This is a genomic window from Bacillota bacterium (assembly GCA_013178305.1).
Lineage (GTDB): Bacteria > Bacillota > Sulfobacillia > JABLXB01 > JABLXB01 > JABLXB01.
Genome location: JABLXB010000007.1, coordinates 78502 through 91800, shown reverse-complemented (window position 1 = coordinate 91800; position 13299 = coordinate 78502). Strand labels below are relative to the sequence as shown.

Below are 13299 nucleotides of genomic sequence, written 5' to 3'. Positions count from 1 at the left end.
AGACTAAGTTCTCAGGAGCGCCCCGCCCTGCGCGGGTCCGCCTCGCGCGCGGCCTCCGCCACGAACTGCTCGAGCGGCCTCTTCCCGAGGTCGCCCTCACCGCGCTTACGCACAGAAACCTCGTCCATGGTGGCCTCTTTGTCGCCGACGATCAGCATGAACGGCACTTTCTCCATCTCAGCCTGGCGTATCTTGTAATTGACCTTCTCGTTCCTGGTGTCCACCTCGGACCTCAGGCCGGCCGCCATGAGCCTTGTCTGTACCGCCATGGCGTAGCCGTGATGCCGCTCCGCGATAGGCAGAACCTTCACCTGCACCGGCGCCAGCCACAGCGGGAACGCGCCGGCATAGTGCTCGATCAGCCCGCCGAAGAACCGCTCCATCGAGCCGAGCACCGTGCGGTGCACCATGACCGGCCGGTGCATCTGGCCGTCCTCACCGACATACGTCATGTCGAACCTCTCGGGGAGGTTGAAGTCGGCCTGTATCGTCGGTCCCTGCCAGCCGCGGTTCAGCGCGTCCTTCAGCGTAATATCGATCGCCGGCCCGTAGAACTTCGCCTCTCCCTCGCCAATAACGTACGGGAGACCCTTCCTCTGCAGAGCGTTCTTCAATGCGGCTTCGGAGATCTCCCATATCTCGTCGGTGCCGGCGTACTTGGCCTTATTGCTGGGGTCTCTGACCGACAACATCATCTCGTAGTTCTCGTACCCGAACGCCCTCATCATGAACTGCGCGAGATCGATGACCCCGACAATCTCGTCCTCGAGCTGGTCGGGCCTGCAGAATATGTGCGCGTCGTCCTGGGTGAATCCCCTGACGCGCAGCAGGCCGTGAAGCACACCGGAGCGTTCGTAGCGGTATACAGTACCGAGTTCCGCCCACCTCATCGGCAGGTCACGATAGCTCCGCGTCGCCGACTTGTACATCAGGATGTGGAACGGGCAATTCATCGGCTTGAGCAGGTATTCCACCTCGTCGATCTTCATAGGGGAGTACATGTTCTCGCGGTACCAGTCCCAGTGGCCGCTCGTCTTCCACAGGTCCAGTTTGGCGATGTGAGGGCTGTACACGATGTCGTAGCCGCGTCGCCGGTGCTCATGGCGCCAGAAGTCCTCGATGAGCTGGCGCACCAGGCCGCCCTTGGGATGCCAGTAGATGAGCCCGGGTCCACCCTCCTCGTGCATGGAGAACAGGTCGAGCTCCTTCCCGAGCCTGCGGTGGTCTCGCCGCTTGGCCTCTTCGAGGCGCGCGACGTACTTGTCGAGCGTGGCCTGGTCCTCGAACGAGGTACCGTATATCCTCTGCAGCATGGGGTTTTTCTCGTCCCCGCGCCAGTACGCCCCAGCCACGCTGAGTATCTTGAACGCCTTCACCATTCCGGTCGAAGGCAGATGCGGGCCGGCGCAGAGGTCGACGAATTCCCCCTGCGTGTAGTACGAGATCTGCTCGCCCTCCGGCAGGTCGTTTATCAACTCCACCTTGTAGTTCTCGCCCTTGTCCTTGAAAAGGCGAACCGCCTCTTCCCTCGGGGTCTCGTGACGCTCGACGGCATAGTCCGCCTCGACGATATTGCGCATCTCGGCCTCGATCCTCTCGAGGTCCTCTGGCGTAAACGGCCTGTCCACGTCGAAATCATAGTAAAAGCCGTCCTGTATGGCCGGCCCGATAGCGAGGCGCGCGTTGGGGAACAGGCGTTTCGCCGCATGGGCGAGGATGTGCGACGTGGTGTGCCTGTACACGTCCTGCCCGTCGGCGGAGTCGAATGTGACGAATTCTATCGAGCCGTCGGTCTCAATGGCCTTCCGGAGTTCGATCAGTTTCCCATCGAGTCGCGCGGCAACGGCCCTGGCGGCGTCCTTGCCGCCCGCCTCCTTGGCCACCCTGCCGGCGGTGGTGCCCTTCGGGTACTGGACTACCCCACCGTCCGGAAGCCTCAGGCTCACACTCTCCACTAACACTCCCCCCAATTCGGTCGGCAACGCAAAACCTCCCGCCCTCAAGCGACGGGAGGAAAGGGCGTGTCGCGCGTCGTTTGCCTTTTCATCAAGTATATCCCTGTGGAAGAAAAAGCGTCAAGTTCGCGTGTCCTTGGCGTTGTGGGAAGCCCTGCACCTGTCACAGTCACGGCATACCCTGACCTTGTCGCCGAATATCTTGCGTATCGTCTGTATCCCCGTGGTCTCGTCCTTCCCCGGGGGCAAGTGGAGTGTTATCGACCTGGGGGCGAGTGTGATGAGTGACGATATCAGCAGGTCTTCGCAGTCTCCCTCGCTTTGCCTTATCTCCATGACGAGGTCGTCGAGGTATTCGCGCGCTACCGGCTTCCCCTCGCGATCGCTCAGCCTGAACGACCCCTCCTGCAGTATCACCGCGTGTATCTCATCGAACTTCGGTTCCTGGGCCTCGACGAAATAGCGAAGCAGCCGTATGAATTCCTTGTATTCCTTCTCCATCAGGTAATCGTCTACGGCCTTGTTTACGCATTCCTCGATCTCCTCGACGTAGTCCCTGAGCCTGAACGTGACGAACCCCTCGAGCACCAGTTCGCTGTGTTTGTTCAGGTATTCGACCAGCCGCGAGAGCACGCGGCTCTTGCGGTCCATCTTGTGAAACAGGTCCCTTTCGCCGGTAACCTGTCCTTCGAGACTCTTCCTGACGAATTCCAGCACTCCCTCTCTCTCGTCCCTGGAGAAGTCCCGGTAGTTGTCGTGGATTATCTTCTTGATGAGGCCGCTCTCCCAGTCATTGACGATAACGTCGGATAGGGCGTTCGCGATAAAGTGCCGCAGTATGGTGGCCGTGTCATCGGAGGAAAACCTGTCCTTGTTCCCCCTCACAAGTTTGCAACCGAGGAACGTCAGGTTTCCTCGGTTGGTCTGCTGAACGTCTATGTCGATGCCTTCCTCCTGGAGGGTCTGGAATTCGTAGTTCAGTCTCTCCAGGATCTGGTCGGCATGTCTTGCGGTGCCGATGGAGACGACCTGCATCTGGCGTTCATCTCCCCTGCTATTGTGTCAATATTATATGTGGTGGCCGGGATTTGTATCCAGATGGAAGGCCGTTCCAGTTGTCGAACCCGGCGGTCTAGCCTCCTTTTTGAGCGAGCGCGTAGCCCGCGCGGAATGCCTTTAGCGAGTTCTCGAGATCATCTCCGGAAAAATGTTCCCGCAGCGCCTTCTCGATCGACCCGGCGCTAATCAGCCCCGTCAACCCGGCGGTCGCGCCTATTGCCACGATGTTGGTTGCCTGCGGGGCTCCGCAGCTCTTCGCCTCGGCGCTCAACGGAAATGCGCGGAAATCGAGGCGATTGCCCGCCGCGGTCTCGCAACCGCCGGCCGGCCGTATCGCCGAATCGTACACGACCAGGCATCCTTCGGGCAGTGCCGGCGCCAGCCTGTCGAAAGCGAGTTTCGCGAGGATGATCGCCAGGTTGGGCTCTGTCATGCCGGGATAAACGATCTCGCCCTCGGAGATGACGAGCTCCGACTTCGAGAAGCCGCCCCGCGTTTCGATCCCGTATGACTGGGTCTGGGATGCGTTCTTCCCGTCATACACCGCCGCTTCGCCGAGCAGCAACCCGGCGAATATCAACCCCTGGCCGCCGACTCCTCCGAGTACGACCTGCCATGTATCAGTCATATGCCGTGCCCCCCTGAAGCCGCGCGTTTCCCTACTGTCCTTTCCCGACTCTACCTGCCGCTAACGACCTCGCGAGTCCTGAAGCCGCGGTCGCGCGCCCTCTGCCGTATTTCCTCGTATCTCTGGTTGAAGTCGGGGTCGGTCCTCGAACAGAAGCGGCCGATGACGATGCGCTCCCGCAGGTCGTCCGGACTCATTCCCCCAGCCGCCTTCGCGGTGACGGCTGCCGACTTGAGCCAGTTCATCGACTCCACCGCCGTGCGCATGGAGTTTAGGCGACCAAAGTACGTGGGACAGGTGGACAACACCTCGACGAGGCCGAAGCCCGGCGCGGTGATCGCTTCCTTGATGTACGTCTCGGTCTGCGCCGCATGGTACACCGTCGACCGCGCGACGTAGTTCGCGCCTGCCACGGCCGCGACCCCCGCGATGTCGAGTCCCCTCTCGGGGTCTCCGAACGGCGAGGTGCTGGTTATCTTGTCGCCCGGCGTCGTTGACGAGTACTGGCCGCCGGTCATGCCGTAGTTCAGGTTATTCACCACAATGGCCTTGACGCCGATGTTCCTCCGCGCCGAGTGCAGCAGGTGATTGCCGCCTATCGTCGCGCAGTCTCCGTCGCCCATCAGCGCCAGGACGGTCAAATCCGGCCTGTTAACCTTGACGCCCGTGGCAAGCGGCAGCGCGCGCCCGTGCGTGCCGTGAAGCGCGTTGACGTTCAGGTAGTCGTCGGCCTTGCCCCAGCAGCCAATGCCGGTGACGACCACTACCTGGGAGGGCGACAGGCCCAGCGACGCCAGCGCCCTCACTATCGCGCCCAGCACCACGCCGTTCCCGCAGCCCGGGCACCAGAAATGCGGCAGAGCCCGTTGAAGTAAGAACCGCTTGTACGCCCTGTTTGCGCCGCGCGGCGCCTTCGACTCAGTCATGACAGGGTCCCCCTGATCGCCTCGAGTATCTCCACGGGCCTAATGCCCTCGCCGTTCACCTTGTTCACTCCAACAATTCGCGGTCCGCACGAAACGCGCCTGACCTCGCCGGCAACCTGCCCCAGGTTCATTTCGGGCACCACAATGGCCTTCGCACGCCCGCACACGCGGGTGACAGCCACGTCGGGGAACGGCCACATCGTGACGATGGTGAGACATCCGGCCTTGATCCCCTCCTCACGCGCCGCCATGGCGGCGGCGCGCGCGGCCCGGGCCGTAGCGCCGAACGATACCACCGCAACGTCGCAATCGCCGGTCATGTATTCCCTGGTGAGGCATATTTCGCCGGCCGCCCTGTAGACCTTGTCGTACAGGCGCCGTATCACCCGGGTCGCGTTGTCGGGCGTGTTGTTCGCAAACCCCGTCTCGTCGTGCATCGAACTGTTGGCGCGGCCGAGGTCGGCCAGGCCGGGCGGCGCAAACGAGGGAACGCCGTCGTCGCCCGCGAGGTACGGCATGTACTTGCCTGGCTCGCCGTCGTAGGGCTTCCTCCGTGTCGCGGCCTGCGCAGTCGGCGCGCCCAGGACGACCCTCTCTCGCATGTGCCCCACGATCTCGTCCGCCAGCAGTACTACCGGCGACCTGAACCGCTCGGCGTAGTCGAACGCCGTGATGGTGAGGTCGTAGCAGTCCTGGACCGAAGTGGGGCATAGCGCGATGATCGCGTGGTCCCCGTGAGTACCCCAGCGCGCCTGCATGACGTCGGCTTGCGCTGGTTTGGTGGCGAGCCCGGTGCTGGGCCCCGACCGCTGGATGTTCACTATCACGCAGGGCATCTCGGTCATTATCGCCAGGCCGATGTTCTCCTGCATCAGGGAGAACCCGGGGCCGCTGGTCGCGGTGAACGCCTTGACCCCGGCGAACGACGCCCCGATGATTGCCCCCATGCTGGCGATCTCGTCCTCCATCTGCATGTACACGCCGCCCAGTTCGAGGAGACGGCGCGAGCATATCTCGGCGATTTCGGAGGACGGGGTTATCGGGTATCCGGCGAAGAAACGTGCCCCCGCCGCGAATGCCCCTTCGGCGATCGCCTCGTTCCCCTGCATGTATCGTGTGTCACGAACCTGCGTCATCTTCCCCCTCCTCCACCTCGATGGCAAAATCGGGGCACCTGAGTTCGCAGAGCCTGCATATTGTGCAGGCGCCCGGGGACTGAACGGCAGGAATGCCGTCGGCCCCCGGGGCCAGTACGTCTTGCGGGCAGAACTCGATGCAGATGCCGCAGCGCTTACAGAGCCTCCGGTCGACTTTGATCAACGCTGCTTTCCCGCCCAACTCGACCCATCCCCTCACTATCCGCCGGCCCTGGGGCGCCGGCTATTTCACTCAAACGGCCAGGCTGGAAGGCTGCACCTCAGCGGCTTGTCCTTCCTGTAGCCCAGCGCGTAGTCGCCGTGCAGGAGCTTCTGTATCTCGCGCGCGCCCTCGTAAATGACGGCGCCCTTGCAGTTGCGGTAGAACCTCTCGACGGGGTACTCGTCGGAGTAGCCGTACGCGCCGTGGATCTGCACTGCGTCCGACGCCGCCCTCTCCGAGGCGTCGCAGGCGAACCACTTGGCGAGCGCAGTCTCACGGCTGTTGCGAAGGCCCTTGTTCTTGAGCCAGCCCGCCCTCATCCAGAGAAGCCTCGCGGCGTCGTAATCCCGCGCCATCTGGGCGATCATTTCCTTGATGAGCTGGTGCCGCCCGATCTCAACTCCGAAGGTCTGCCTTTCGTGCGCGTACTTCACGCTCGCGTCCAGGGACGCACGGACAAGGCCGGTCGCGCCGGCCGCCACCGTGTAGCGGCCCTGGTCGATAGCAAACATGGCTATCTTGAAGCCCTCTCCCTCGCGGCCGAGCAAGTTTTCCCTGGGGACCTCGACATCCTGGAACGATATGGACCCCGTGTTGCCGGCCCTGATACCGAGCTTGCCGTGTATCGTGGCGGTCGTGAGGCCCTTCATACCCCTCTCTACTATGAAGGCGGAGATACCGGTGTGGTCACGCTTGCGCTGCTTCTCCCTGTCGGTCCAGGCGAACGTGAGGAAGTTGTCGGCGACGTCGGCCAGCGAGATCCACATCTTCTCGCCGTTGAGGACGTACATGTCATCCTTCTTGTCGGCGACGGTCTGGATCCCCACGGCATCGCTTCCCGCGTTGGGTTCGGTAAGGGCGTAGGTAGCTATCTTCTCACCCTTGGCCTGCGGCACGAGGTATTTTTGCTTCTGTTCCTCGTTGGCCCACGCCATGAGGGTGCAGCAGTTGAGGCCCGCATGGACGGACATGATGACCCTGAGCGAGGTATCGACGTACTCGAGTTCCTCGCAGGCCAGTCCGAGGCTGATGTAATCCATCCCGCCCCCGCCGTACTTCTCAGGAACCGAGATCCCGAGGATCCCCAGTTCGGCCATCTGGCTGAGGACTGTCTTGTCGAACTTGTGCTCGCGGTCGAGGTCCTGTATCTTCGGCGCGCATTCCTGATTCGCGAAGTCGCGTACCATCTTCTCGACCATGCGCTGCTCTTCCGTCAGCTCGAAATCCACCATACGCGTCCCTTCCTTTCTCCCCGTCGAATGGCCTCAAGCGGCGTTACCCGGCTGGGGGCTCATGGAGCCGCATAGGCGACCATGATCGGCCACCCGTGTTACTTCGCCGTTCGGACCCCGCCTCCTTCCCACGCCCGGGAACAAGGTGGCCACCTGAATCGTCGTCAACAGGTGAAACCCGCGCCGCGCACCCGCGCCGCGCTTCGCGACGACAAGCGCCTGGCAGGCGTTTCCTCGTTGACCGTGCACGGTGGCAGGATTATAATGATAACAACAGTACGGGTGTCGTTGAACGCTGAATCCCTTCAGAGGGAACGGGGGACCCAGTACACCGGGGTGAATCCCTGCGAGAGCAGGGTAGGGTTACTTCTTCAACCCGAATCCGTCAGCTAACCTCGTAAGCGTGGAAGGAGGAACATTTCGGGGGCCCAATCGAGGGACCCGGGAGTAGCCTCCTGGGTCCTGTTTGTTTGTGGTGCGGGCGCCGCCGGCGCGCTGAGCGGGCGTCGCGACACAAGGTACACGTTGACAGGATAAAAAGAGCCCGAGGTCGCCTCCCCTTCCTCGGGCATCGCGGGAGCCCCCAGGCAGTTCCCCTCTCCTGGGGGCGGTTGTTTTCCCCGCCGGCGCTCGCGCGCTGCTGCTATTGCCACATCTTCGTCAGATCGACACCCTTGAAGTAGAACTTGATGATGTCCTCCGCCTTCTTCCCCGCTTTGGCCATCGCCTCGGCGCCCCACTGGGACATGCCTACACCGTGACCCCAGCCGCGCCCCTTCATGACGACCTTGCCACCAGACACACTCACGGAATCCAGGAGCGTCGATTTCATCCTCTCAGGCCCAAGGCTGGTCCGCAGTTCGGCTGCGGGAAACTCCTGTCCGTTGATTACGATGGTCAGCGCGCGGCCTGAGGGCCCCTTCTTCCCGATGGAGGCGGACTTGACCCCGCTCACGCTCTTGCCAAGTTTCGCGGCAGCCCCGCTCAGGTCGCCGGCGCTGAACGTGGCGGTCCATGACTTCTGGTCCGCGGGCGCGTTCTGGAGTGACATGGGGTCATCCACCGGTACAGCGTACGGTGCGGATTCCTGCGTGAAGTTCAAGCCTTCCTGCGCAGTGGCGGTCTTGCCACCCGAGTTGGAGTGGAACCACGCGCGTATCGGCTTCCCTCCGAACAGTATGACCATCCCCCGGGTCTCCTGCACGGCGCGCTTGACGTTCTCGTTGATCCTCGACGGATCGTATGCCTGGAAGTGGTCCTTGCTGTCACAGGCGTCGGTGCCGTGAATCGGCCTGACCGTGCCCTCGTCCCTTTTCTGGAGAGTAAAGGTCCTCGCCACGATAGCCTGCGCTTTCAGCGCCTCCATGGGCCAGTCGGGCTGTATCTCCGCGGCCACCACTCCCTGGATGTACTCCTCGAGTTTGATCTGCTTCGTGGTGTTGTCTTTGTGCGAGAACAACGTGAGGGTGGGTTCCTGGCCCGCGGGCGCCGGTCTCCGGAACAAGCGCAGGCTGCACCCCGTCGCCGATGCGAGAACGGCGGTTACGATTACCGCAATCGTCGCGAGGCGCAAGGCGGCGCGCGTGACCGGTTTCTTCCCCAACAGTCGTCTCATCTGAGATCACCCTCCGATTGGCGTGTGTGCCTATTATGCCCAGAGCCGTCGACGATACCCCGACCTAAGGTGTACTGGGATCCCAACGAGGATGAGGACACCGACCACGCGTGCCCGGACAGCGCGCTCAATCGCCAGGCCGACGTGATGTGATCCGCCTTTCGGGCTGCGCGGTCTAGCGCCCGGGTCAAAAGCGAGGCAGCGCCGGGGCGGGCATGCGCTTCCATGTATTGAGCCCGAAGGCGTTTCAGGAAGGGCTCCGTGAGGAGCTCGCGGCCCGTCTCGGTGCTGCCGTTTATCATTGTTCTCGCGGGCGCGCGCCTTTATGCAGCAAATCGTTTGACCATTTATTGGAATCCTGGATTGTGGTATTATTTGACTGACGGGGAGCTCTGGAGGGCTGAGAAAGGCGGCTTGCGCCTGACCCGAGGAACCTGATCAGGGTAATGCCTGCGCAGGGACGATCAAGTATGGTGTCAAGATCTGGCCTGTACCCAAGCCACTCCCGACCCGGGGTGGCTTTCCGTTTTCCGGAGCCCCTGAAATCCACAGCCAGGAGGGTCGAATGGTGATAGGTAAGGTAAACGACGACTTCTTCCGTCGCGCAATCCTGCCCCACACAGGGGCGCATTCCCCACACGTAGTCGTGGGCCCTAAGATGGGTGTTGACGCCGCGGTACTCAAATTCGGAGAGGAATACCTGGTGGTGGCCGAGGACCCCATATTCCCGGGTCCGACGACTTCCCCTGAGGACTACGGTTGGATCACCGTTCACATCGGCGCAAGCGACGTGGCGGTGCTGGGCGTGAAACCCGGGTTCATGACGTATACACTCCTCCTCCCTCCCGGAACCCTGGACGACTATACGGAGCGGCTGGTGAGGAGCATCAGCGATTGCGCGCGTGAACTCGGGATTGCCGTCGTCGGTGGCCACACCGGATTCTACGGGGCGGTGGTCGTTCCGACAATCGGCGGGATAACGGTGTGGGGGACCGGCCGTGAGGTAATCACTCCCGGCGGCGCCCGCGAGGGTGACGTGGTGGTGCTCACGAAGGGCGCGGCGATAGAGGCCGCGGGAATACTCGCCTCTGAACTGGGCGAAAGGCTGTTGGCAGCCGGTGTCGGGCCGGACCTAGTGGACCGCGCCCGTCTACGCTTCAAGGAGATGTCGGTAGTTGCGGACGCCGAGGTCGCTACCAGGGCGGGCGGCGTTCACGCGATGCACGACGCCACCGAAGGCGGAGTGGCCCGCGGCCTCTGGGAAGTAGCCGAGGCGTCGGGGGCCGGTCTTGAGATCGATCGCGCGAAGGTGCCGGTGCCCGCGGACGTAGCCGCAGTGTGTGACCATTTTGGGCTCGACCCGTACGAGGTCATCAGTGAAGGTACTCTCGTGCTCACGTGCGACCCCGCCCGGGCGGAAAACCTGCTAGAGGCGTTCCGGAGTCACGGAATCGAGGCGGCCGTGTGCGGGCGAGTCGTGCCCGCCGGCTCCGGGCGATGGTGGATAGGCGACGACGGGCGTCGCGAACCGCTTACCCCCCCTCCAGTCGACCGGTTCTGGGAGGTCTTCTTTAACGCGCTGGCACTCAAGTCGGACACGCGCACCCCGGCCGAGAGGACGCTCTGTGAGGAACTTGCTGAGGCGGTGAAAGCGCTGGAGAGGGCGGGCATCCTTCCGCTCATCCCCGAAATTGGGGCCAACATCGCCTACGCATCACTGGAGGCGCGTGAGACCAGGGACGTTGCGGCGATCCCGGGCCGCCTCGTCAGGGTCAAAGACCGTGTGGTGCCGACCGGCCAGCCCGAGATGGGCGCTTCGATCTACATGGCGGGGACGCTACTCATCGCGCGTGAGTTCTTCCCCGACACACGCTGCGTGATGAACCTCCGGAACAACCCACGGGTACTGGGGGCATGCGCAAAGGCGGGCCTGGTGGTAGCCGCGATGCCGGCTCCCCCCGATTACCGCCAGAGTGACGACGACTACTCCCGCGACCTGAGGGCCGTGCTGGCCGCGCGGTCGACGCTTCCCGACGTCGTGGACGTGCCCGATCGGATAAACCTGGAGAGGCTGATCCTGGTGTTTGCGACTGGGCTGGATGACCTGCTCCGGAAGGTCAAGGCGATTGCGGAACGGCTGGGCTAGGCCGATTGAAACAAGCAGCGGGGACGTCTGCGCCGGCAGCGCGTCCCCGCTTTGCCTCCGCCGCTTCCCTACTTAGAGGGTTCTTCGTAGACCAGCACACAATCGTCATCGCCCTTCAGCACGTTGCGGTCGTGGCGGAACCCCATCTCGGGATTGAAACCCCTCACCAGCGCGGGGTCGACTTCACAGTACAACCTGCCGAGGTCTTCCGCTCCGAGCGCTTTCCACGTGGCCGCCAGGGGGCAGTATGACACGCGGCTGACACGCCTGCCACCGCCAATTCCTCCTCCAATGCTGAGTCTTCCCTCCTGGTTCTACGTCGCGCTGCGGGACTCCCCCGTACGGTAGCTCCCCACGACAAGTGAATCGTCCCCGCAAGAAAGGAACCGGGCGCAATTCAATAGAACATGACCACTTGCAAGCAGGCTCTATAGGACCAGTCCATTCACCCGGAGAACAGCGCGCAGAAGACGGGGTGGTTCTCAGCGATGCGAGGTTCTCTTCTTAGCACGATCGCCGACGACGTAAATCAGGTGGCTGAAGCCATCAGCCTTGCCGTTGGTTGCGATGTCGAAGTGATCGATTCGAGCCTGATCAGGATAGCTGCGACCGGCTCCGTAAAGAGTACGCAAGGACGACCGCTCCGCCATGGGCACGGCTATTCCTTCATCCTGAACCACAAGCGGCTCCTCGTGATGGATGAGCCCGGGCTGCATTTGATATGCGAACCGTGCGATTTGAAGGGTAGATGCTATTACAAGATCGGTATTGCCGCCCCCATCGTGCTCGAGGGAGAATCGATAGGTGCAATAGGAATAGCTGCTTTCGAAGAGAAGAAGAGAATCCGCCTGAAGGAAAGCCTGCCCGAACTCACGGGATTCATCCAGAAAATGGCCGATCTGCTAGCAAGTAAAGCCAGGGAGCAGCGCCTGCTGGCCTCCCTGCAGGAGACCACGGCCGAGCTGACAGCTATCCTGAACGCGTCCAGTGAAGGGATCGTAGCCTTCGACGATCAGGGCCAGGTGCTGCATCATAACAACGCCGCTTTGCCGCTCCTGTGCGTCAAGACCACCATCGAGATGGAACAAGCAATAAAAGGGATCCTCGATCGTGAAACCAGGCGCCTCAGTCGAATGTCCAGGCAAACAGCCATAGGCACCCGGCGCATCCAGATCGACCTCGAGCCCATTCCGATTCTGGGCCAGAAGCTGTGGCTGTTGATATGCAGGGACTACGCTGCCGTCCGAAAATCGGCCAGCGCTATTGCGCTATCCGACAACAGCGTCTCGTTCGACAGTATCCTTACAGTCGACGACGATATGCTGAAGCTACTATCTATCGCCAGGAAGGTCGCACAGTCGGACTCGACAGTATTGATTAGCGGTGAAAGCGGGACGGGAAAGGAGCTCCTTGCGCGAGCCATACATTCCCAGAGTCGCAGGAGGAATGGCCCGTTCATCCCCATCAATTGCGGCGCGATTCCCGAGTCGTTGCTCGAGAGCGAGCTATTCGGCTATGAACCCGGGGCTTTCACCGGCGCAAGAAAAGACGGGAAGCCGGGGAAATTCGAGCTGGCCGACGGAGGCACGCTATTCCTGGACGAAATCGGAACAATGCCGCTGCATCTCCAGGTAAATCTGCTGCGGGTGATCGAAGACCGCAAAGTGGAGCGCCTGGGAGGCACTCTTGCCACTTCCACCGACGTGAGGATCATCGCCGCAACAAACGACGACCTTGAAGCGAGGGTCAAAGAGGGCAGGTTTCGCGATGACCTTTACTTCCGGATCAAGGTGATTCCCCTCCACATACCCCCCTTACGCCAGAGAAGGGGGGACATACCATTGCTTGCCGATTACTTCGTTCATCAATACGCTGACAGGTTCGGCAAACAGATTGACGGAATCGATGAACCCGTCCTCACAACGCTCAAATCGTACGATTGGCCTGGAAACGTCAGGGAACTGTCAAATGTAATTGAGTTCGCCGTGAACATGGAGGACACTACCTGCCTGACACTGGACAATCTGCCTGCATCTTTGAGATCTGTGAGGTCTCCAACAACCCCGACGAGCAAGCTGGTAGACATTAAATCGGATATCCTCACGCGTTATCTCGAGCAGTTCGGCTGGGATAAGAAAGGCAAGATTCAAACGGCTGATGCCCTGGGCGTGAGCCTGGCTACCATCTACAGGTGGCTCAAGAGATACGGGCTCAAACCCTCTCAGAAAACCATCTTAAGATGACGCCCGTCAGGTGTCATTTCGAGAATAGTGCCTAGCAGCCCTTTCGGTTCATAGGGTCTCACATTGAGAACGCACGGTTCCGACCCCCGCGGATTTTCGCAGTCCCGGGGGCATTTCTCTTATGGAACCATTCTTG

The 13299-nt window shown here is 61.7% G+C and carries 11 protein-coding genes and 1 riboswitch; of the genes, 2 read left to right on the top strand and 9 right to left on the bottom strand.

Translation table 11 applies throughout. From position 1 onward, the window contains the following. Positions 1-11 precede the first annotated feature (11 nt). The 8 genes from thrS to HPY55_13025 form a co-directional block, all read right to left on the bottom strand. Complete coding sequence (thrS, locus tag HPY55_13060) at positions 12-1946, bottom strand: threonine--tRNA ligase (protein NPV71547.1); 1935 nt, start codon at positions 1944-1946, stop codon at positions 12-14. 129 nt (positions 1947-2075) lie between these two features. After that, positions 2076-2990 carry a putative sporulation protein YtxC gene (gene ytxC / locus HPY55_13055; protein NPV71546.1) on the bottom strand — a complete coding sequence of 305 codons (915 nt, stop codon included), beginning with the start codon at positions 2988-2990 and terminating at the stop codon, positions 2076-2078. A 97-nt stretch (positions 2991-3087) separates the two neighbouring features. Further along, positions 3088-3642, bottom strand: coding sequence for a 2-oxoacid:ferredoxin oxidoreductase subunit gamma (locus HPY55_13050; GenBank protein ID NPV71545.1), 555 nt, complete (start codon positions 3640-3642; stop codon positions 3088-3090). Between the two features lie 50 nt (positions 3643-3692). Then, positions 3693-4568, bottom strand: a complete 876-nt coding sequence (locus HPY55_13045; protein NPV71544.1) for a 2-oxoacid:ferredoxin oxidoreductase subunit beta — start codon at positions 4566-4568, stop codon at positions 3693-3695. Further along, positions 4565-5704, bottom strand: coding sequence for a 2-oxoacid:acceptor oxidoreductase subunit alpha (locus tag HPY55_13040; protein NPV71543.1), 1140 nt, complete (start codon positions 5702-5704; stop codon positions 4565-4567). The genes HPY55_13045 and HPY55_13040 overlap by 4 nt, the downstream gene beginning before the upstream one ends. Beyond that, positions 5688-5906 (bottom strand): 4Fe-4S binding protein, encoded by a 219-nt coding sequence (locus tag HPY55_13035; protein NPV71542.1) that lies wholly within the window; start codon positions 5904-5906, stop codon positions 5688-5690. The genes HPY55_13040 and HPY55_13035 overlap by 17 nt, the downstream gene beginning before the upstream one ends. A gap of 47 nt (positions 5907-5953) precedes the next feature. Then, the gene (locus HPY55_13030) at positions 5954-7156 is read right to left on the bottom strand and encodes a butyryl-CoA dehydrogenase (protein ID NPV71541.1); all 1203 of its coding nucleotides are present in this window, start codon (positions 7154-7156) and stop codon (positions 5954-5956) included. Positions 7157-7802: 646 nt separating this feature from the next. Continuing rightward, positions 7803-8774 (bottom strand): SpoIID/LytB domain-containing protein, encoded by a 972-nt coding sequence (locus tag HPY55_13025; protein ID NPV71540.1) that lies wholly within the window; start codon positions 8772-8774, stop codon positions 7803-7805. Positions 8775-9147: 373 nt separating this feature from the next. Continuing rightward, a riboswitch (TPP riboswitch) is annotated at positions 9148-9252 on the top strand. Between the two features lie 90 nt (positions 9253-9342). On the opposite strand from HPY55_13025, the gene HPY55_13020 reads away from it, so the two are divergent. Further along, positions 9343-10920, top strand: coding sequence for an AIR synthase (locus tag HPY55_13020; protein ID NPV71539.1), 1578 nt, complete (start codon positions 9343-9345; stop codon positions 10918-10920). A gap of 68 nt (positions 10921-10988) precedes the next feature. Here HPY55_13020 and HPY55_13015 read toward each other — a convergent pair whose 3' ends face one another. Next, positions 10989-11174: a hypothetical protein gene (locus HPY55_13015; protein ID NPV71538.1), complete on the bottom strand. Its 186-nt coding sequence runs from the start codon at positions 11172-11174 to the stop codon at positions 10989-10991. Between the two features lie 234 nt (positions 11175-11408). Here HPY55_13015 and HPY55_13010 point away from each other — a divergent pair, with 234 nt between their 5' ends. Beyond that, a complete protein-coding gene (locus tag HPY55_13010; GenBank protein ID NPV71537.1) occupies positions 11409-13163 on the top strand; it encodes a sigma 54-interacting transcriptional regulator in 1755 nt (584 codons plus the stop codon). The last annotated feature ends 136 nt before the right edge of the window (positions 13164-13299 follow it).

Excerpts from the sequence above, each read along its gene's own strand:
- ytxC (NPV71546.1), bottom strand. The coding sequence starts at position 2,990 with ATGCAGGTCGTCTCCATCGGCACCGCAAGACATGCCGACCAGATCCTG.
- HPY55_13050 (NPV71545.1), bottom strand. The coding sequence starts at position 3,642 with ATGACTGATACATGGCAGGTCGTACTCGGAGGAGTCGGCGGCCAGGGG.
- HPY55_13045 (NPV71544.1), bottom strand. The coding sequence starts at position 4,568 with ATGACTGAGTCGAAGGCGCCGCGCGGCGCAAACAGGGCGTACAAGCGG.
- HPY55_13040 (NPV71543.1), bottom strand. The coding sequence starts at position 5,704 with ATGACGCAGGTTCGTGACACACGATACATGCAGGGGAACGAGGCGATC.
- HPY55_13025 (NPV71540.1), bottom strand. The coding sequence starts at position 8,774 with ATGAGACGACTGTTGGGGAAGAAACCGGTCACGCGCGCCGCCTTGCGC.
- HPY55_13010 (NPV71537.1), top strand. The coding sequence starts at position 11,409 with ATGCGAGGTTCTCTTCTTAGCACGATCGCCGACGACGTAAATCAGGTG.